The organism is Patiriisocius marinus (genome assembly GCF_008974325.1).
Lineage (GTDB): Bacteria > Bacteroidota > Bacteroidia > Flavobacteriales > Flavobacteriaceae > Patiriisocius > Patiriisocius marinus.
This window is the reverse complement of the sequence record NZ_BKCG01000006.1, coordinates 54,390-75,747: the sequence shown is the minus strand read 5'-3', so window position 1 is coordinate 75,747 and position 21,358 is coordinate 54,390. Positions and strand designations below refer to the sequence as shown.

Here is a 21,358-nt window from a genome sequence, read left to right as displayed (position 1 = left end):
ATCTCAATAGTAGGGTAGAGGTTAAGTTGAAATTTTACAGTATTAAAACGGTTTAAAGTTTATTTAAATCGTAACCCTTTTTAAGAAGTTCTTGTTTAGCTGCAACAATGACTTCATTTGAGTAGGTATCGCCATCAGTTTTATTTACAATTGCTATTAACTGTTGCTCATTACGAGATAAAACCATCGCTTTTTCTTGCTGAGTCAATAAAACAGCTTTATCGCCATCAACAATTGCAGCATCTGTTGCTTTTTTTCCAAAAAGTCGTGCAATACGTTGAAAGAAAGCATCCATGTCAAATATACCTTGATCTGTTGTTGCTCTATAAGTTAGCCATATACTTAAAGGTAGCATTATTGCTGTACTCAACCACGTTGCAATAAATGGATGTAAAGTGCCATCTTCTGCACTGTTTTTAGCAAATATTCCAATAAAGTGGTACGTTAAAAATAGTAAGATTGCAACAACCATAGGTAATCCCATTCCTCCTTTACGTATAATAGCACCCAATGGAGCTCCTACAAAAAATAAAATAATACAAGCCGCAGCAAGTACATATTTATCGTGTAGCGCCATTTCAAACTTGTTAAGTCTTTTAGTTTTAACTTTAAATTCGTTTTTCTTTGCGTCAATAGATTGAATCGTGCTTTTTACATTGCTGACTGCCATTTTAGCAATTTCTGGACGACGACGCTCGGGTAATAATTCTATAAATGATTCAATGGTGTCATTTATAGGTTTTGCTTTTATTTTATCACTCTCAAACTTTGAGATACCAGTACGATAGTAAGTATTATCTGAGAATGAAATAATGTCCTTAGTATAGCTTTTAGACAGCGAATCGATTTCAACAAAAAGCTCACTCATGTTAAACATGTTGTGATTACTTAAGTTATTATCTGCATCAATGTCTGTATCATTAAGTGCCGTCAAATCTATGTTAATGGTGTATTGTTCGAATGCTGTTTTAACAAAAGGCATTCTTTTTTGTTTAATGGGATCTTTTTCTTGAATCTCATCATAATAATTACCATCAAATAATATTAGTGATAGGGTATTACTTCCTTCTTCACTAGCTAGTTCTCCTCTTTCAGCAATGATTACGGTGTAATTTCCACCAGGTTTATCTGGATTTTTTTTATGAATAATTACGTCACGTAATAATTCCTCTCGTTCACCAGATTTTTCTTCTACTTTAATATTGAAGTCATCACCAATTTGCGAAAATTGTCCTTCGCTTATTACCATGGACGGGCTTAGTTGTGCGATATTTCGGCGTAAATTTTGCCATTTATATTCTGACCAAGGAATAACATTGTTTGCAAAGAGAAATGCAACAAATGATAATCCTAATATAAAGAAAGTCAAACTACGCATAGCACGTTGTAGTGAAATACCAGTCGATTTCATTGCTGCGAATTCGTATTTTTCAGAGAAACTTCCAAAAACCATCAAGGAAGTAACTAGGATTGTAAGAGGTAATACTAGTGGAATTAATCGCGGAGATACAAACCATAGAAATTTAAGTACAATCCAGATATCTAAATCTTTACCTGCAAGTTCGCTTATGTAAAGCCAAATTGTTTGTAGGACAAAAATGAACATTAAAATAATGAAGACGCTAAAAAACGTCTTCAAATAGGATACTAAAATGTACTTGTCCAGTAACTTCACAAGAAATTCTTAATCTAGTTTATTGATGTAATAGCCATCGTTTGTGTACTTAGCCTCGTCAAAGGTAAACAACGTTTTTGAGATGGGTTGATTTGTCTTGAAACTTTGTACAGTAATTGTGTACTTTGTTCCTTTTGAATCAGTTTGTATTACTTTGTAGATATGGTTTGTTTGCTTGTCAATTCCTAAAAGAATGTCTTTGATTTCAGCGTTTGTATCGATTGGAGATAGTTTAACGTATTGAATTTTACGACCATTTACGTTTTGAACAATATCTAGTTTTGCATTATAGCCAGATTCGTAAAAAGTCAACATTTTAGATGGAGTAATATCTTTATCGTCCTTAGCATTGAATTTAGAAATTGTTACTTCTTCATCTTCTGGAACAATAGTATATATTTTAGCTCCGTCAAAAATACGTGTGGTACCTAACATGTTAAGCACATAGTTTTCACCTTGTAAAGCAACATCACCACGTGTGTCTTGGTTTACACCTTCTTTTTTATTGTTTAAATTGTATTTAAAGTCAATAGCAATATTGTCGTAACTGCGAACTTTAGCAGATACTTCTTTAAGTAAAGAGTTTGCGTCTTGCGCAGTTGCAGCTACTGTAGTGAAAAGAACTACAGCAATAATCATTAATTTTTGTACCATTTTAATTGTTACCTTCATCGTTAAATAATTGATTTAATGCTTCTAATGTGGGAACGTAAACTTGTCTTGCTTTACTTCCTTCAAAAGGTCCAACGATTCCTGCGGCTTCTAATTGATCGATAATTCTACCAGCTCTATTATAACCTAATTTCAGTTTACGTTGCAGTAAAGAAGCAGAACCTTGTTGTGCTATTACTAGAACTTCAGCAGCTTCTCTAAACAGTTTATCTCGTTCACTAACATTGTTATCAATTGTTGTGCCACCATCTTCTCCTACGTACTCTGGAAGAATAAGTGCTTCAGGATATGCTTTTTGGCTACCTATAAAATCAGTAATATCAGCAACTTCTGGAGTGTCAACAAATGCACATTGAATTCTTACAAGATCGTTTCCTTGAGTGTATAGCATATCTCCACGACCTATAAGTTGGTCTGCACCACCACTGTCAAGTATCGTTCTAGAATCTATTTTACTTGTTACTCTAAAAGCGATTCGTGCTGGGAAGTTTGCTTTAATAATACCTGTAATAACGTTTACAGATGGACGCTGTGTTGCAACAATTAAATGAATACCAATTGCACGTGCTAACTGTGCTAAACGAGCAATAGGTGTCTCAACTTCCTTTCCGGCGGTCATTATTAAATCTGCAAATTCATCAATTACTAAAACAATATATGGCAGGTATCTATGACCATCGTTAGGGTTTAATTTACGAGCTTTAAATTTAGTATTGTATTCTTTTATGTTACGTACGTATGCTTCTTTTAATAGATCATAACGTTGATCCATTTCAATACAAAGTGAATTTAAGGTGGTAATTACTTTGTTAGTATCTGTAATAATAGCATCCTCATCGCCAGGAAGTTTAGCTAAGAAATGACGTTCTATTTTATTGAATAATGTTAATTCTACTTTTTTAGGATCTACTAGTACAAACTTAACCTCTGCGGGATGTTTTTTATAAAGCAGGGATGTTAAGATGGCATTTAAACCAACCGACTTACCTTGTCCTGTAGCACCTGCCATTAGTAAGTGGGGCATTTTAGCTAAATCAACTACAAAAGTTTCATTACTAATTGTTTTTCCTAACCCTAATGGAAGTTCCATTTCTGCACTCTGAAACTTAGGTGATGCAATGGTAGAACGCATAGAAACCGTTTTAGGATTCTTGTTTGGTACTTCAATACCAATTGTTCCTCTACCTGGAATAGGAGCAATAATTCTAATTCCTAATGCAGCTAATGAAAGGGCAATATCATCTTCAAGATTTTTAATTTTTGAAATTCTAATACCTGCATCAGGTACAATTTCATACAACGTAACCGTTGGTCCTACCGTTGCTTTAATACTTGCAATACCAATTTTGTAATTGTTGAGAGTATCTACAATTCGGTTTTTATTATTTTCTAATTCTTCTTGGTTTATAGTGATACCTTGCCCAGCGGTGTAGTCTTTAAGCAAGTCAATAGTAGGAAACTTATAATTACTTAATTCTAAAGTAGGATCAAACTCGCCAAAATCTTCAACTAGTTTGTCGCTTAGATTTTTCTTCTCACTTTTTTCTTCAACTATTTTAGCAACTTCTATCGTTACTTCTTCCTCTTGAGCTATTTCAACTTTAAAATCTCCTGTATCAATAATAGTCTCTTTTACTTCTGAAATTTTCTCCACTTGATTACTGATGCTTTCATTTAAAGGAATTTCGGTTGTTGTAATTGGTGAAGTAGGAGTTTTAACTTCTGAAATTGTTTCGGTGTTCGATATTTCAGAAGTAGTTGTATCATCAATATTAGCTGTTGATGGTGCTTTATTAAAGTCTTCTGAAATTTCTGATTTTTTCTTGTTAAAAGCAGCAATAACTTTTTCAGGAGTTAGCTTTAAACGAAGTACTAAATATACAATTGCAAGAAATACCATTAAAAGGACAGTACCTGCAAGTCCTGTGTAGTCTTGAAGCCAATCGTTAATTTCAAAACCAATCACACCACTTAAAAGGGAATTTGTTTTAGAGAAAAACCCAAAAAATACAGAAAGCCAAATCATTAACAAGATACCCCAAAACCAGAATTTTTTCAATTGTGTTTTTGCGTAGTCAAAAAATAAGTAAACTCCCGTAAGTGTTGTTAATATGGCAATCGCGAAAGCTGCTATACCAAAACCTTGATACACAAAAAAGTGCCCTAAGCCACTACCTAATTTGCTTAAAAGATTTTTAGCCTCTACTTCTCGTTCCGTTATAGTACCTATAAGGCTTTGGTCTTCTTGCCAAGTAAAAAAGAAAGAGGTAAATGAAATTAATAAACCTACACCAACAAGCATTAATAAACTTCCTAATATTATTTTCTGCTGCTTAGAAAGGACCACCTTCAATGGTGTTTTTGCAGTTTTAGTTTTGGTTGATTTAACTTTCTTTTTTGTAGCCATTTATAGGGTTGTATTGTAACAAAAATACAAATAGTTAGTGTATGTGAGAGGGGGTTTGTTTTAAAAAGTTAACGAACTTATTAAGATGAAAGTTAAATAAAGTATTTGTTTGGCAAATAACTGTCTGTTAGTACTTTGGCAGTTCTTTTTGATTATAAAATTTGAAATGCATTTAAAAACTCCACTTTTAGATTACAAATCTGGAGTGGAATTCTGTTTTATTAACAATGTTACGGTTGTTTATCTTTAAGTTGAATTAATTGATCTCAACTTGTGGAATTTCAATAGGAATTTCTGAAATATAAAACGATAAACCAAAGGCAACAATTGATATAATAGTGCCAATTACAAAAATAGTGTAGGTGTATCTTAAAATTCTATATTTTCTATCGAGCACTTTTCCTAAAAAGTACAAATCCTTAGTTAGTGAGGAATAAATATAATCGCGATCTTTTAATAATTCCTCTACAGCCCATTCAAATTCGGAAAGTTCCATTTTATGAAAATTTCCGAAGAAAGTTAAGTTCACACTTTTATTTGCAACATCTTCTTTTGTAAATTCTCCACGAGTTACATTAGGTCTCGTAGCAATTACTGAAAGAATCATTGTGGTAGCACTAGAGATTACGAAAATTGCTGTTGGAATTACTAAAAAGTCGTTTGAATCTAACTTAGATAAAAGGTTAGAAAGGACTAATGAAATGATGATGGCATTTACAGAAAGTAAAATGTTTGCTTTAGTATCTGCAATGTCACTAAGTTTTATGTGGTTTTTTAAGGCTACTCTAAAAAATGACTGAATACCACGTTCTGGACTTGCATCTTTATACTTGGCTTTTAATTCGGCCTTAAGCTCTTCTTTTTTTAGTTTTTCTTTAGTTTTCTTTTTGTCTTTTATAAGTTTAGATAGGTTTTGTTCTTTTTGTGGTTGCCAGTTCTTCATAGCATAATCACTATAAAACTGATGCTTTTTTACTAAAACTTCAATGTTTTCGTCACGCCATTCTGCTGGAGAATAATCTCTAATACCTTGCGATTTATATTCTTGTCTTAGAAAATTACTTGCTTCTTGAAAATATTCTTTACCAAAGTGAGAAGAGTCTGCATCTCGCATTATTTCTTCAAGTTTTCCGTTTGGTTCTCCTTTAAACTTAGTCGCCATTATGCATTTATTCACACCGTCAATGATGTCTTGATCAACATTTTTTGATTTAAGAAAATCTGTTGCAATTAATACGCTTTCTTCTTCGTGCCCTTCACGTTTATTTATGTAACCTGTATCATGTAAAAGACCAGCTAACTTTAATATCGTTTTATCTTTAACATTAATTTGTGAATCTTCGATAATTTCCATGATACTTTTATACACCCGTTTAGAATGGGTATAATTGTGGTATACAAAGGTGTTAGGTAACTTCTCCTTGAAAAGGTGTAAGATAAAATCATCTGTTTCTTGAATAATGTCGCTCATAAGTTAATTTTACATATCAATATTACTAAAAAAAAACAAGGCGTTATTCCCCGATTATTAATTAACAACAATATAACGTTTATATTATTATTTCAAATCTAACAAAAGTGCTTCCGTACAGAAAAATGATTAAGAGAATCTTTATATTATTAGGGCTATTTACATTTATTTCTTGTGCTTTATACGAACCTCAATACAGGAACCCTGATGTAGTTGCGGTATATCCTACAGCTAAAAAAAATGAGAAATCTTTTTTTCTAATAGGTGATGGAGGAAAATCTCCAGATGGATTGTTGAGTGAAGGACTTGAAGTGGTTCAAAAATATTTAAAAGCGAACCCATCAAAAAATGACTACGCAATTTTTTTAGGAGATAATATTTATCCAGACGGTATGCCTCCTAAAGGTGCTGATGATAGAAGACATTCGGAATACCAATTAGAAGCGCAACTAAAATCGCTAGAAAACTTTGATGGAACCTACTATTTTATTCCTGGTAATCACGATTGGTATAATGATGGTTTAGAGGGTTTAAAAAGAGAGGAAGAATATTTGTTGAAAATTGCAGGTAAAAATTTATTACAACCCGCAAATGGTTGTCCTATTGCTAGTGAAGCTGTTACAGATAATATACAGTTAATAATGATTGATACACAATGGTATCTGGAAGACTGGAATAAACACCCAACGGTAAATGAAAATTGCGACATTAAAACACGTGAAAAGTTTTTTATTGAATTAGAAATCGAATTAGAAAAACACCGTAATAAAACAATTGTTTTTACAATGCATCATCCAATGTTTACGAATGGTACACACGGTGGTTATTTTGCTCTAGAGAAACATTTGTATCCAACTCAAAAAAAGATTCCACTACCTATATTATCTTCATTAGTAACTCAAATTAGAGCACAAGGAGGTGTGTCTATTCAAGATAGATATAATGAGCTGTATAATAATTTAATGAAGAAGTTAGGTGCGCTCGCAAAAAAGTATGAGCGTGTAGTTTTTGCTTCAGGACACGAACACACGTTACAATATCACGAAAGTGATGGTTTAAAACAAATAGTAAGTGGTAGTGCCTCGAAAGAGTCAGCAGCTTCACTAGGTAAAACAGCATTATTTGTGTCAGGAGCGCAAGGTTTTGCAAAAATGGATGTGTTTGAAGATGGTTCGTCATGGGTGCAATATTTTATAGCTGATGCATCTTTAAAGCCTAAATTGGTTTTTCAGAAAGAATTGTTTGCTGCTAATAAAATATTTAGACCAATTGATGAAGTTACTGCATTCCCGGAAGAGATTGAAACTTCTATATTTCAACAAGATAGTTTAAGGGAAACGTTATTTTTTAATACAATTTATGGTCGAAAGTTTAAAGATGAAATTGTAACTGATGTGACTACAAGGGTAGCAATGTTAGATACGCTATATGGAGGTTTAACGGTTGAAAGAGCTGCTGGTAAAAAGAATTATAAGGCATTGCGATTACGGGATAAAAAAGGAAGAATTTACAGAATGAGAGCGCTGAAGAAAAATGCCCTAGCTTACGATATACCATTTGCTTATGATGATGCAACTATTGAGACTACTGAAGAAGGACAGTTAAATGAAATTACCGTTCCGGATAATTTTACGGCTGAATTTTATACAGCTTCACATCCATATGCTTTAATGGCTGTTCCAAAATTGGCGCAAGCTGCAGATATCTTTTATACTGCGCCTGATTTATATTACGTACCAAAACAAAATACCTTAGGATTATATAATGAAGACTTTGGTGATGAGCTTTATTATATTTCAATAGAGCCATCTGTAGCTAATGAAGGGGAGCGAATATTTAGTTACCCAATTGATATTGAAACTACAGATGATATTTTAATAAAAATTAGAGAACAAAAAGATATTCAAATCGATGAGGAAAGTTATATCACATCTCGTTTGTTCGATATGATGATAGGAGATTGGGATAGAGAACCTGACCATTGGCGATGGGCAGAATATTTCAGAAATGGTAAAAATTTATATGTTCCAATTCCAAAAAATAGGGATGATGCTTTTGCAAGTTTCGATGGTAATATTCTTGATGTTGCTCGCTCACTTTTTACAAGTTCAAGGCAAACACACACTTATAAACAGAATTTTAATGATTTGCAGTGGTTTAATGAAGAAGGAATTATTCTTGATAGAGCTGTTTTACAACGTTCAGGGCGTTTGCAATGGAAGTTTGCCGCAGAAAAACTGCAAGCTGTAATAACTGATGAAGTAATAGCGCAAGCTTTTAATGACGTCCCAGAGGAGGTGCAAAGTAAATCTTTGGAAGAAATAAAAACAGTTCTAAAAACAAGAAGAGATAATATTGCAACTATCGCAAATACTTACTATGACTACCTTTCAAATCTACAAACAATTACTGGTACAGATGATGCTGATTATTTTGAAGTAACTCGTTTAAAAGGAGGTTTAACAAATATTAAAGTATATCGATTAGAAGGTGAAAAAAGAGGAGAGAAAATAGTAGATAGAACCTTAGAGCATTCTAATACTAGGGAGGTTTGGATCTATGGACTTGACGGAAATGATACGTTTATCACTAAAGGGGAGGATAATGATTTAATTTTTGTGCGAATTATAGGAGGGAAGGGTATTGATACCTTCGATATAGTTGAGGGTAGAAGAGTGAAGTTTTATGATACTGAGGAGCAAAATACTATAATTGATACTAAAAATGATGGTGAATTGATATTTACAAGCCTCTACGATTTAAATACGTATGATTATCGTAAAAATCTAGAACGTAATTATCGATATGCTCCAGCGATAGGTTATAATCCTGATGATGGTTTTAGATTAGGGTTACAAACGGTGTACACTGTAAATAGTTTTAAACGAAATCCATTTTCAAAAAGGCACATAGTTCAAGCGGGATATTATTCAGATACGCAAAGTTATGATGTTGAGTATAAAGGTGAATTTGCAAATTCAATAGGAGATAGTAATTTAAGTATAGGGGCACGTTTTACAAGTCCTAATTTTACAGTAAATTATTTTGGCTACGGAAATGAGACAATTAATAGCGAAGAGGCTATTGATTATGATTATAATCGTATTCAATTACAACAAATAACTGCTAAAGCTGGATTAATACGTAATTCAAATTTTGGTAGTGTATTTAGTCTATTTTTAATGGCAGACTCCTATCGATTACAGTCAGTTGAAAATAATTTATATCAAGAAAAAGGGGACGTTGAAATTGAGGATACCAATTATTTTTCAACTTTAGAAGGAAAGTATGATTATCGAAGTTTTGATGATCCATTAAATCCTAAGCGTGGGATGGTGTTCAATTTAACTGCAGGGCTTACAGATAATTTAGTTGATGTTTCACGTGTGTTTGGATATTTAAAATCGAAAATAACCTTTTACAATAGTCTAGTTAGAAGTGAATCTTTTGTATTGAAAACTAATGTTCAAGCTCAGTTTAATTTTGGTAATAAGTTTGAATTTTATCAAGGGGTGCAAATAGGAGCTAATAATGGCTTACGCGGTTTTAGAGAAGAACGTTTTACGGGTAAAAGTTCCTTAACAGCAAGTGCTGATGTAAGATATAGTTTTCCAGAATTTCAAATTGAATTATTGCCCATTCAATTAGGTGTTTTTGGGGGAGTTGATGTAGGTCGCGTTTGGACACCTACTGGAAATTCAGAAAGATGGCATAACTCGCGAGGTGTTGGTCTTTGGGTTAATGGCTCTGGAGGATTAGGTGGTACATTTAGTGTGTTTAATTCTATTGAAGGAACAAGAGTGTCATTTGGTCTAGGTTTTAATTTTTAATCCTTTAAAATTCATTTGTAAAATCAAATTCATAAAGGTTTCCTCCATCTGGTCCATTTCGTTCATCTGCAAAATATAGCGTAGTTTCATTCTTGAATGTAATACTCTCTTTTTGTGATTTATGACCAAGTTCAATTTCTTTAATATTTCCGCTTAAATAGTTATCCTGTTTAAAATCCTTAATAATCCATATTTTATTATAGCTAAGTAGAGCAATTGTTTTGCTTTGTTTATGATATGCTGCACCTGTAATTTGACATTCTTTATTATCATTACAAGTTTTATACGAAGCGACTAATTCAGCCACGTGAGTACCTGGAGTTGCTGGTAGTTTATACATTTTAGTCGTGCCGTCAAAATCTTTACTTCTATTGCGGGTAAAAAGGTATAGATTGTTATTTGCGTGAAAAAAAGCTTCAATATCGTAATTCAGGTTCTTTTTTTTAGGAGGAAATTCGGTTTGATCGCTTAGGGTGAAATTTATTTCACTTGTAGCATTTTGATCAGGTTTGGCATTTTTAATATTGTTTATTTTGTAGATTTTTAAATCTTCACGTTTACTCTTATTGTTTCCAAAATCTCCAATATAAAGATTGCCATTAGAGTCGCTAGTTAAATCTTCCCAATCAATATTAGTGGCTTTGTTTATTTTGTATTCGGCTCCTATTTTTTTCTTCTGAATATTGTAAGTGTAAACGGACGCAGCATTACCTCCGTCTGTAATCATCCACAATAAATTATTGTCGCCAGTCATTAATTCAATACCACTTATTTCGGTAAAACTATCAGGCAACGAAGCGATAATCTTCAGCTTTCCAAAATCTTGTTGGCAACTTGCAAATGTGATTGAAAATAAAGCAATGATTAATAGTCTCATAATTGTGGTTCTAATTATAGAAAAAAATCTGTTTGTAAATTAGAGGTTTCCCTCATATTCACAAACAGATTCAAGTTGTAATTTTATAAATATAATTAAGCTTCTGGGTGATTGTCACCAGTGTTCATTGTCCAAGCATCTAACATCCAACTTACTTTTTCTAAGTTAGCGATATAACCTCCCATTAAGTCAATAGTACCTTCGTCCTCTGCTTCGTTAGCTGTTTCGGTCACTGTTCTCAATTGTTTAAGGAGTGTTGCGTGGTCTTCAAGTAGTATTTTAACCATTTCTAAATCTTTTAATTCAGATTTAGACTCTTTCAAGTTTGAAAGTTCTAGATAATCTGAAAAATTACTTACAGGTTGAAATCTTAAAGTTAAAATACGTTCAGCAATTTCGTCAACTTTTAATTTTGCATCGTCATACATTTCTTCAAACTTAATGTGAAGATCGAAGAAATTTCTACCAACTACGTTCCAATGGAAATTGCGTAGTTTTTGATAATACATATGGTAATCTGCCAATAGCACGTTAAGTTCTTTTGCAGTTTTAGAAATTTTATTTTTGTCTAAGTCTAGATAGTTCATAATGATAATTTTAACCAAAACTACAACTGCATTTTAAGCCAGCCAATTTATAGCCTTCAATTAGCTTATTTTTAACTCCAACTCTTAAATATTAGTGAAAATAATGAAGCATAGTAGCGTCTAATTTAATTTTGAATTAATATATTTTGTAAGAATTACAATTAATACTTTTAAGTTATCGGATTTGTATAACTAATAAGTTTAATGTTTCTTTATTAATAACATTAGATTTGTGAGAATGTTTCTTATAAAGTACATTAGCTTAAATTTCGATTATTTCAGTACTTAACAGATTTTTTCTAAATGTTAATATCAAGTTTTGAATTCTATTTTTAAAACTAATTTTTAACCAATTAATTAGTCGATTTGCATTTTTAAATATGGTGATAAATAATGGTAAATAGATTAGAATCTAGACTTCTAAAGGGTTTGTTTTGGAGTGTTGCTCAGGTTTTAATTAAACGAGTTTTCGATTTATTTATTAAGCTTGTACTTGTTAACATATTACTTCCGGAAGATTTTGGTATTGTAGGTGTAGCTGTTGCAATAACTAGTGTTGTATATGTAATATCTGACTTTGGATTACAATCAGCTTTAATTCAAAGAAGAAAAACAACTACGTTAGATGTTCATTTTCAATCGGTTTATTGGTGGTCTCTTTGTTGGTCAATAATTGTATTTCTATTAATGGTTTTTGTAGGAGCGCCTTACTTTTCTTATTTCTATGAAGAGCCACAACTAAAATTGATTATTACAATTTTATGTATTCCGGTAATCTTTAATGCACTTTCAATAATATATAAGGTAAAAATGCTGCGATGTCTTGATTTTAAAAGAATAGGGGTTATCAATAGTATTGCTGCTGTTGTATCAAGTTTTATAGCACTTTTTATTGCATTAAAAGATGGAGGACTTTGGTCTTTAGTGGTGTATACTGTTCTACCTTTTGTAATTACATATCCATTTTATGTTAATTGGGTTTCTTGGAAACCAAAGTTTATTTATAAAATTGAATATCTCTTGCAAAATTTTAATTTTGGAGGTTTCACATTTATTTCATCGTTAGTTTTAGTGCTCTCATTGAACATCTACCATTTTTTTATTGGTAAAATTATAGATGCTACAGCTGTTGGTATTTATAGTTTGGCATTTATGTTAACTATATTGGTTAGCAGTCAAGTAACAAGTATGATTGATAGAGTGATGTTTCCGTTTTATAGTAAAATTCAAACAAATGTTACTACAATTAAAAAGTATTATTTATTGAGCTTAACCTACTATTCACTTTTTTTATATCCTATAATGCTAACGCTCATAATTTTAAGTCCTTCTGTAATAAAATTTTTCTTTGGGGTTAAATGGATAGATGCAAAAAATCCTATTCGAATATTAGCAATAGTGGTTTTGATAAATTTGTTCACACACGGCTGTCACTTGGTTTTTAGAAGTATGGGTAAACCAAAGTTAGAAATGAAAATGCTTGTTTTTATTTTGATATTTGTGACTGTTCCTTCAGCATACATAGGGAGTCATTATGGAATAGTGGGCGTTTCAATAGGTGTTCTAATAGCAGCAGTTATAAATTTTTTATTCTCTTTCTATTTTATAAAAAGTCAATTAGATGTGAGTTTATTAGACATTTTGATTCGATTAAAACCTTCTATAATTAGTTTTTCAGTTACCTTCTTAGTAATTTTTCCATTGTATCTTTTTACATCAATAAATTTTATCGTGTTACTTGTATTATTATGGGTAATCTACATTTTAATTATAGAGAGATTTTATAAAGCTGAAATACGATTTTTAAAAAAGAAATATCTGCTTAATGATTAGTACGACATTTATAAATAATAATGCGATACAACAATTTTATAAATGGAGTGTTTTTATTTATTTAATTTTTAAGCCATTATATTTTTTTGACAGCGGAATACCACAGATTGCAGATTTCCTACTTTTAATTCCTTTTACACTTTTTGCTTTTTCAATAAATTTTAAAAAACTGTTTAGAAACAGAGGGATTTTATATTTATTGTTGTTTTTTTCTGTTGTTAGCGCTGTAAATTTGACCTATCATTTTATAGATAGTGATAGTGTTTATTCTACTTCATATATTTTTGCTATTTTATATTTCGGCTTTAATATTTACTTTTTTGTTTTTTGTTTTACAGTATTTAAAAGCTTTATTAAAAAAGATTTTGAGTACTTAGTTTATGTGATTTTTATTGCGCTAGCAATGGAATATGTCTTGTTAATTACTGGATATGATAAAGGCATAGATAATGACTTTAAAAACAGAGCGTATTTAAGTTTTAATAACCCTAACCAGCTTTCGTACTATTGTTTAATTTTGAGTGGAATAACACTCTTTGTCGTTAAAAAAATACCAATTAAAAGATATCTCGTTTCGTTAATACTATCCTTATCTTTTGTTTTAATAGTTTGTGCTACCTCTAGACCTGCAATTATTGGGGCATTGATATTAATTTCTTTATATTATTTTGTTGTGTGTAAAAAGCATGTTTTTAAAGAGTTATTAGTATTTATCATTCCTATATTATTGTTTTTGGTATTTAATACAGAACAAATGCAAGAAGATTTTAAAAGAATAGACAAGCGTTTTGCAAAGGTGGAATATGCAGGTAAAACTGATTTAGTTGAAAGAGGGTTTATGAGGGTGGTAGATAATCCTAATATGTTAATTTATGGTGCAGGGGAAGGAAATTATGAGCGTTTTGTTAAGAATGAAAGTCTGTTGTCAAGTGAGTTTCATTCAGCTATTGGTTCGGTTTGGTTTAGTTATGGTTTAGCTGGCATCACCTCTTTCGGATTATTTCTTTTTTATATATTTAAAAAATTAAGGGTGTTTGATTTAATAACATTTCTTCCAATTCTTCTATATAATTTATTTCATAACGGAATGCGTTTCTCGTTGCTTTGTTTTTTTTTAGCGTTATTATTTGCAATTAGCACTAACGTAAAACAAAATATTCCATAATAAAACTTCAATTGTAGTGGGTTTATTTACATTACATAAAATGACTCTCAAAAAATCATATCTTTGACTTTTAAACACAGATAAATTTGTAGTGTATTTTTTTTATTCAATTAAAAAAGTACATTATTACTAACTTTTTATAGATATTTCTTTTTAATATAAGAAATTCTAAGCTATTATTAACTATTCAATTTGATAATCTATTATTAATGAAAAAGAAGATATTAATTACTGGTGGAGCTGGATTTATAGGCTCTCATGTAACAAGATTATTTGTCACTAAATATCCAGAATACGATATCTATAATCTGGATGCACTTACATATGCAGGAAATTTAGAAAACCTTAAAGACATAAGTGAGAGTCCTAATTATTTTTTTATAAAAGCTGATATAGTAGATGAAAAAAATATTTTAAATCTTTTCAATACGTATAAATTTGATAGCGTTATACATCTTGCTGCTGAATCTCATGTAGATAGATCAATTAATGACCCGCTAGCATTTGCTAAAACAAATATTTTAGGGACAATGAATTTATTAAATGCCTTTAGACATCTGTGGGCCACTAATTGGGAAGGAAAACTTTTTTATCATATTAGTACAGACGAAGTCTATGGTAGTTTAGGCGAAACAGGTTTGTTTGAAGAAACAACACCTTATAGTCCTAACTCTCCGTATTCTGCTTCAAAAGCAAGTTCAGACCATTTTGTTAGAGCGTATGGTGAAACTTATAATTTACCATATGTAATCACTAATTGTTCTAATAATTATGGTAGTTATCAATTTCCTGAAAAACTAATCCCGTTATTTATTAATAATATAATCAATAAGCGTCCTTTACCTGTTTATGGTGATGGTAATTATACTAGAGATTGGTTATTTGTTGAAGACCACGCAAAAGCTATAGATCTTGTGTTTCATAAAGGTAACAATAATGAAACGTACAATATAGGAGGTTTTAATGAGTGGAAGAATATAGATTTAGTCAAACAACTATGTAAGCAAATGGATGCTAAACTTGGAAGAGAAAGTGGTGATTCAGAAAAACTAATAACTTTCGTAAAAGATAGGCCTGGACACGATTTAAGATACGCAATTGATGCTTCAAAAATAAATAAAGAATTAGGGTGGAAACCTTCAGTAACTTTTGAACAAGGTTTAGAGAAAACAATCGATTGGTACTTAAATAATGATGAGTGGTTAAATAATGTAACTTCTGGAAATTATCAAAAATATTACAGTCAACAATATAAATAGGCAACTATTAGCCTATTTGCAAATTATAATCAATATAAAGATGTAAGCAAAAGCTATTTATCTATATATTTTAATATTATCAACTAGAGATGAAAGGAATAATACTAGCGGGAGGTTCAGGTACTAGATTGCATCCATTAACTAAAGTGGTTTCAAAGCAATTATTACCTATTTATGATAAACCAATGATATACTATCCTCTTTCGGTATTAATGCTTGCTGGTATAAGAGAAATATTAATAATTTCAACTCCTGAAGACTTACCAAATTTTAAAAAGTTATTTGGTGATGGAAGCCGAATTGGTTTAAAACTTTTCTATGCAGAACAACCTTCTCCCGATGGATTAGCTCAAGCATTTATAATTGGCGAGGATTTCATAGGAGATGATGATGTGTGTTTAATATTAGGAGATAATATTTTTTATGGAGCAGGATTAATTCAGCTTTTAAAGGAGTCTGTAAATACAGTTACTAATAAAAAAGAAGCCGTTGTTTTTGGCTATTATGTTAATGACCCAGAGCGATATGGAGTTGCTGAATTCTCAGAAGATGGAAAGGTTATCAGTATCGTAGAAAAACCTGAAAATCCGAAATCTGATTATGCAGTTGTAGGCTTATATTTTTATCCAAATTCTGTAGTAGAAATAGCAAAGGAAGTTGCCCCTTCTAGTAGGGGTGAGCTTGAAATCACTTCCGTAAATCAAGCATATTTAGATCAAGACGCCTTATTGCTCAAAAAAATGAGTAGAGGTTTTGCTTGGTTAGATACAGGAACGCACGAATCTCTAACAGAAGCGACTGAATTTGTAAAAGCAGTTGAAAAACGGACTAGTTTAAAAATAGCCTGTTTAGAAGAGATTGCTGTTAATTCTAAATGGATTTCTCGTGAAAAGATTTATGAAGATATCAAAGACTCTAAAGGTGATTATTTTGAATATCTCAAAAAAATTATTAAAATAGCATAATTTCATTAATTACCTTAAGTAAAAATAATTTACAAATTGATTTAATGTTAGCAATAACTATAGGCTCTTTTTTGAATGTTAGAACGATTTATCTATAATTTACTCATTGCAGATTGTTAATTCATAAAGCAATATATCCCTTAAATATTCTTAGAACTCTGTGTGTGTTATAAACTTAAGAGTTTCTGTTACTTAAAAAAAGAGGATTAAACACATTTATTATTTTAATATCTCAAAAAATCACAATCACTATATGAGAGAGTTACTACAAACTGCAATTGAAGCATCTATAAAAAGTGGAAAAGAGATATTAAAGATTTACTCAACTGATTTTGAAGTAGTGTCTAAAGATGATGATTCGCCTCTTACCATGGCAGATAAAAATGCAAATGATGTTATTAATACTTTTTTAGAACCTACAGGAATTCCTATAATTAGTGAAGAAAATAAACAGGCAGATTACAATGTTCGCAAAGAATGGGACACTTGTTGGATAGTAGATCCACTTGATGGAACAAAAGAGTTTATCAAGAGAAATGGAGAATTTACAGTAAATATAGCATTAGTAAAAAATGGATCCCCAGTACTTGGAGTAATATATGTGCCGGTAAGCAAGAGCTTGTATTTTACAGCTGCAGATGGTTCAAGTGCTTATAAAATAGAAATTGAATCGGAAGATCAGTTTGATGTGGCTGAAATTTTAAAGAATGCAAGTATAATTGGTCCATCATCAATTCCTAATAAAATTAGAGTAGTAGGAAGTAGATCTCACTTAAATGAGGCGACGCAAAGTTTTATAGACCAATTGCCAACACAAAATGAAGTTGAAATAGTTTCAAAAGGGAGTTCTTTAAAATTTTGCTTAGTAGCCGAAGGTGCTGCAGATGTTTACCCAAGGTTTGCTCCAACAATGGAATGGGATACAGCGGCAGGACACGCTATATGCCAGGCAGCTGGAGTAAAGGTTATTGACCAAAATACACAAAAGCCAATGCAGTACAACAAAGAAAACTTATTGAACGCCTATTTTTTAGTTACCAAATAATATGGCATGTTATGTTAAGGCATCACATATTAGAAGTCTCTTAAAAGGTGTTTCTTGGCGAATAGTAGCAACAACTGATACGATATTAGTTGTATTGCTAGTTACCTGTTTAAGTGGACATTGTAGTATTGAAAACGCATTGAAAATAGGAGCTGCTGAGTTTTTAGTTAAACTAGCAGTTTATTATGTTCACGAACGAATTTGGGAGCATTACAGAAAAGAGGGTGATACTTCGACAAAAAGAACAATGAGAAAAACTGTTTCGTGGCGAATTATAGCGACAAACATGACATTTTTTATTTCTAGTGTTGTTTTTGATAGCTTTAATGAAATAGCGCTTTTTATAGCATCGACAGAATTAATAACTAAATTTATACTTTATTACTTCCATGAGAGATTATGGTTGCGTTTACCACTAGGAAGAATTAGAAATTATTTTTAAAGTAAATTTAAGCATTAATGCAAGAAAATGTTATTAAGCACACTTTTGATGTAACCGTTGAGCAGAGAAGCCAGATGAAAAATCAAAAACCACTATTATTGTGGTTTACGGGTTTGTCTGGTTCTGGGAAATCAACAATAGCAAATGCTGTTGAAAAAGCATTGTTTGAAAAAGGAGTACATACATATTCTCTTGATGGAGATAATGTAAGATTAGGATTGAATAGTAATTTATCCTTTTCCGCAGAAGATAGAACTGAAAATATTAGACGTATTGGTGAGGTTGCTAATTTAATGATTGACGCTGGGTTGGTTGTTATAGCATCATTTGTCTCTCCATACGAAAAAGATAGAGCAGCAGTAAAGAATATTGTTGGGGCATCTAAATTTGTAGAAGTATTTGTCAATACCTCTGTCGAAGAATGTGAAAAAAGAGATGTCAAAGGTCTTTATAAAAAAGCAAGAGCAGGTGAGATAAAGAATTTCACAGGCATTAATGCACCTTATGAAGCACCAACTAATGCAGATATAGAAATTGATACAATTAATACAACAGTTGTAGAAGCTGTAAGTATTATTATTAAAAATATAGAAAATAAAATAGCATACTAATGAGCAAGTATTATCTTAATTATTTAGGTGAATTAGAAAGCGAAGCTATCTACATCCTTAGAGAAGTTTGGGCACAATTTAATAATCCAGTAATTCTTTTTTCTGGTGGGAAAGATTCAATTTTAGTCGCACATTTAGCTAAAAAAGCCTTTTACCCTTCTAAAATACCATTTCCATTTATGCATGTTGATACAGGGCATAATTTTCCTGAAACCATAAAATTTAGAGATGATTTAGTTAAAGAGCTTGGAGTTGAGCTAATTGTGGGTTCTGTTCAGGAAGCTATTAATGATGGTCGTGTTGCTGAAGAAAAAGGTAAAAATGCTACAAGAAATGTGTTGCAGATTACAACACTATTAGACGCAATTGAATCTAACAAGGTGGATTGCGCCATTGGTGGAGGAAGAAGAGATGAAGAAAAAGCAAGAGCTAAAGAACGTTTTTTCTCACATAGAGATGATTTTGGTCAATGGGATCCAAAAAATCAACGTCCAGAATTGTGGAATATATTAAATGGTAAGCATTTCGAGGGTGAACATTTTAGAGCATTTCCTATTAGTAACTGGACTGAAATGGATGTTTGGAATTATATTTTAAGAGAAAGCATAGAAATACCATCACTTTATCTAGCGCATCAAAGAGACGTGGTTTGGAGAAGTAATAGTTGGATTCCTGTTTCAGAACATTTAAAGCTTGAAGAAGGAGAAAAAATTGAATCTAAAAAAATTAGATTTAGAACCTTAGGAGATATTACTATTACTGGAGGAATGGAAAGCGAAGCAGACACTCTTGAGAAAATTGTAGATGAGGTCTCTTCAATGAAGCAAACCGAAAGAGGAAATAGGACAGATGATAAACGTAGCGAAAGCGCTATGGAGGATAGAAAGAGACAAGGGTATTTTTAGAAATAAGTTCAGAAAAAATAAGATATGGCTATAGATAATAACCAATTATTAAGATTCACAACTGCAGGAAGTGTTGATGACGGAAAAAGTACATTAATAGGAAGATTGTTGTATGATAGTAAAGCTATTTTTGAAGATCAGTTAGATGCTGTTACAGCAACGAGTAAGCGTAAAGGTTATGATGGTGTTGATCTTGCTTTATTTACAGACGGATTGAGAGATGAGAGAGAACAGGGTATCACCATTGATGTGGCGTACCGTTACTTTACAAGTCCAAAACGTAAGTTTATTATTGCTGATACACCGGGGCATATACAGTATACTCGTAATATGGTTACTGGTGCTTCAACAGCAAATGCTGCGTTAATTTTAATTGATGCGAGACATGGAGTTATTGAACAAACTAAAAGACACGCATTTATTGCTTCTTTGTTGCAAATTCCTCACGTGATTGTTTGTGTTAATAAAATGGATCTAGTTGAGTATTCTGAAACAGTCTACAACAATATTCTTTTACAGTTTGAAGAATTTTCATCTAAGTTGTATGTGAAAGATGTTCGTTTCTTACCAATGAGTGCACTTGATGGAGATAATGTTGTAAATAGAAGTACTAATATGCCTTGGTTTAAAGGTGCTCCATTATTGCATACACTTGAAACGCTTCACATTAGTAGTGATTTAAATAAAATTGATGCGCGTTTCCCGGTACAAACGGTATTACGTCCTCAACGTGAAGGTTTCATAGATTATAGAGGTTATGCTGGTAGACTAGCAAGCGGAATATTAAGACCAGGAGATGAGGTTGTGGTACTTCCGTCTGGATTTAATTCTAAAATTAAAACCATTGATACGGATAAAGGGCCATTAGAAGAAGCTTACGCGCCTATGTCAATTTCAGTTACTTTAGAGGATGATATTGATGTAAGTAGAGGGGATATGATTGTGAAGAAAAATAATCAGCCTGAGCCTAAGCAAGAGTTTGATGCAATGATCTGTTGGTTACACAATGATTCTGCAAAGACAAGAACAAAATATACAATTTTACATACATCCAACGAGCAAATAGCAATGATTAAAGACGTTGTCTATAAGGTTGATATAAATTCATATTCACGAATTAAAGATGATAAAGAATTGCAAATGAACTCTATTGCAAGAGTAACAATTAAAACTACTAGGCCTTTAATGATTGATGAATATAGAGATAACAGGGTGACGGGTAGTTTTACTTTAATTAATAATGCAACCCATGAGACTGTTGCTGCAGGTATGATAGTTTAAAGGGCAACTTTTTCACTCATTTTTTGTCATATTGTAAATTATACTTTCTAATTTTGACCTACAAAGCCATTAGAATAGAAAAACTGCAAACATTATTTATAATTGCAGTTTTTCTACTTTATAATTTCAATTGTTGTTTAATAAATAGTTTGTTTTTGTTAGTGTATTAATAACCTTTTATCTTCTTAAAAATATATGTTGATCAATTACATGAATAGTAGTTTGTAGATGATAACTGATTTGCAAATTATCACAGTACATTATTTCAGATTATAGAGACCCATTTGCTTGTTTGTACTATGGTTTTCAAGCTTATTAAACCCTTACTTTAAT

The 21,358-nt window shown here is 31.6% G+C and carries 16 protein-coding genes; 10 read left to right on the top strand and 6 right to left on the bottom strand.

Annotated features, from left to right (window positions below):
• Positions 1 to 52: 52 nt before the first annotated feature.
• The 4 genes from GBH57_RS11485 to GBH57_RS11470 all read right to left on the bottom strand — a co-directional run bounded on the left by GBH57_RS11485 (position 53) and on the right by GBH57_RS11470 (position 6,225).
• On the bottom strand, positions 53 to 1,606 hold the full coding sequence (locus tag GBH57_RS11485; RefSeq protein WP_235904703.1) for an LptF/LptG family permease: 1,554 nt from the start codon (positions 1,604 to 1,606) through the stop codon (positions 53 to 55).
• 78 nt (positions 1,607 to 1,684) lie between these two features.
• Positions 1,685 to 2,347: an outer membrane lipoprotein periplasmic chaperone LolA1 gene (gene lolA1 / locus GBH57_RS11480; RefSeq protein ID WP_235904702.1), complete on the bottom strand. Its 663-nt coding sequence runs from the start codon at positions 2,345 to 2,347 to the stop codon at positions 1,685 to 1,687.
• Entirely contained in the window at positions 2,331 to 4,754 is a 2,424-nt protein-coding gene (locus tag GBH57_RS11475) for an FtsK/SpoIIIE family DNA translocase (protein WP_151674635.1), read from the bottom strand. Before GBH57_RS11475 ends, lolA1 begins: the two co-directional genes overlap by 17 nt.
• Before the next feature lie 256 nt (positions 4,755 to 5,010).
• Positions 5,011 to 6,225 carry a Pycsar system effector family protein gene (locus tag GBH57_RS11470; protein ID WP_151674634.1) on the bottom strand — a complete coding sequence of 405 codons (1,215 nt, stop codon included), beginning with the start codon at positions 6,223 to 6,225 and terminating at the stop codon, positions 5,011 to 5,013.
• Between the two features lie 125 nt (positions 6,226 to 6,350).
• Between GBH57_RS11470 and GBH57_RS11465 the strand changes: the two genes are divergently transcribed.
• Entirely contained in the window at positions 6,351 to 10,055 is a 3,705-nt protein-coding gene (locus GBH57_RS11465) for a metallophosphoesterase (RefSeq protein WP_151674633.1), read from the top strand.
• A gap of 4 nt (positions 10,056 to 10,059) precedes the next feature.
• Here GBH57_RS11465 and GBH57_RS11460 read toward each other — a convergent pair whose 3' ends face one another.
• On the bottom strand, positions 10,060 to 10,932 hold the full coding sequence (locus GBH57_RS11460) for a hypothetical protein (protein ID WP_235904701.1): 873 nt from the start codon (positions 10,930 to 10,932) through the stop codon (positions 10,060 to 10,062).
• Between the two features lie 95 nt (positions 10,933 to 11,027).
• The gene (locus GBH57_RS11455) at positions 11,028 to 11,519 is read right to left on the bottom strand and encodes a Dps family protein (RefSeq protein ID WP_151674632.1); all 492 of its coding nucleotides are present in this window, start codon (positions 11,517 to 11,519) and stop codon (positions 11,028 to 11,030) included.
• A gap of 393 nt (positions 11,520 to 11,912) precedes the next feature.
• Between GBH57_RS11455 and GBH57_RS11450 the strand changes: the two genes are divergently transcribed.
• From GBH57_RS11450 to GBH57_RS11410, 9 genes are all read left to right on the top strand, one after another.
• Complete coding sequence (locus tag GBH57_RS11450) at positions 11,913 to 13,352, top strand: lipopolysaccharide biosynthesis protein (RefSeq protein WP_151674631.1); 1,440 nt, start codon at positions 11,913 to 11,915, stop codon at positions 13,350 to 13,352.
• Entirely contained in the window at positions 13,345 to 14,517 is a 1,173-nt protein-coding gene (locus GBH57_RS11445) for an O-antigen ligase family protein (RefSeq protein ID WP_151674630.1), read from the top strand. Before GBH57_RS11450 ends, GBH57_RS11445 begins: the two co-directional genes overlap by 8 nt.
• A gap of 209 nt (positions 14,518 to 14,726) precedes the next feature.
• A complete protein-coding gene (gene rfbB / locus GBH57_RS11440) occupies positions 14,727 to 15,776 on the top strand; it encodes a dTDP-glucose 4,6-dehydratase (RefSeq protein WP_151674629.1) in 1,050 nt (349 codons plus the stop codon).
• A gap of 89 nt (positions 15,777 to 15,865) precedes the next feature.
• Complete coding sequence (rfbA, locus tag GBH57_RS11435) at positions 15,866 to 16,741, top strand: glucose-1-phosphate thymidylyltransferase RfbA (protein WP_151674628.1); 876 nt, start codon at positions 15,866 to 15,868, stop codon at positions 16,739 to 16,741.
• A gap of 253 nt (positions 16,742 to 16,994) precedes the next feature.
• A complete protein-coding gene (cysQ, locus tag GBH57_RS11430; RefSeq protein ID WP_151674627.1) occupies positions 16,995 to 17,786 on the top strand; it encodes a 3'(2'),5'-bisphosphate nucleotidase CysQ in 792 nt (263 codons plus the stop codon).
• Between the two features lies 1 nt (position 17,787).
• Entirely contained in the window at positions 17,788 to 18,228 is a 441-nt protein-coding gene (locus GBH57_RS11425) for a DUF2061 domain-containing protein (protein ID WP_151674626.1), read from the top strand.
• A 17-nt stretch (positions 18,229 to 18,245) separates the two neighbouring features.
• Positions 18,246 to 18,839, top strand: coding sequence for an adenylyl-sulfate kinase (cysC, locus tag GBH57_RS11420; protein ID WP_151674625.1), 594 nt, complete (start codon positions 18,246 to 18,248; stop codon positions 18,837 to 18,839).
• On the top strand, positions 18,839 to 19,744 hold the full coding sequence (gene cysD / locus GBH57_RS11415; RefSeq protein WP_151674624.1) for a sulfate adenylyltransferase subunit CysD: 906 nt from the start codon (positions 18,839 to 18,841) through the stop codon (positions 19,742 to 19,744). The genes cysC and cysD overlap by 1 nt, the downstream gene beginning before the upstream one ends.
• Before the next feature lie 24 nt (positions 19,745 to 19,768).
• Entirely contained in the window at positions 19,769 to 21,025 is a 1,257-nt protein-coding gene (locus GBH57_RS11410) for a sulfate adenylyltransferase subunit 1 (protein WP_151674623.1), read from the top strand.
• Positions 21,026 to 21,358 lie beyond the last annotated feature (333 nt).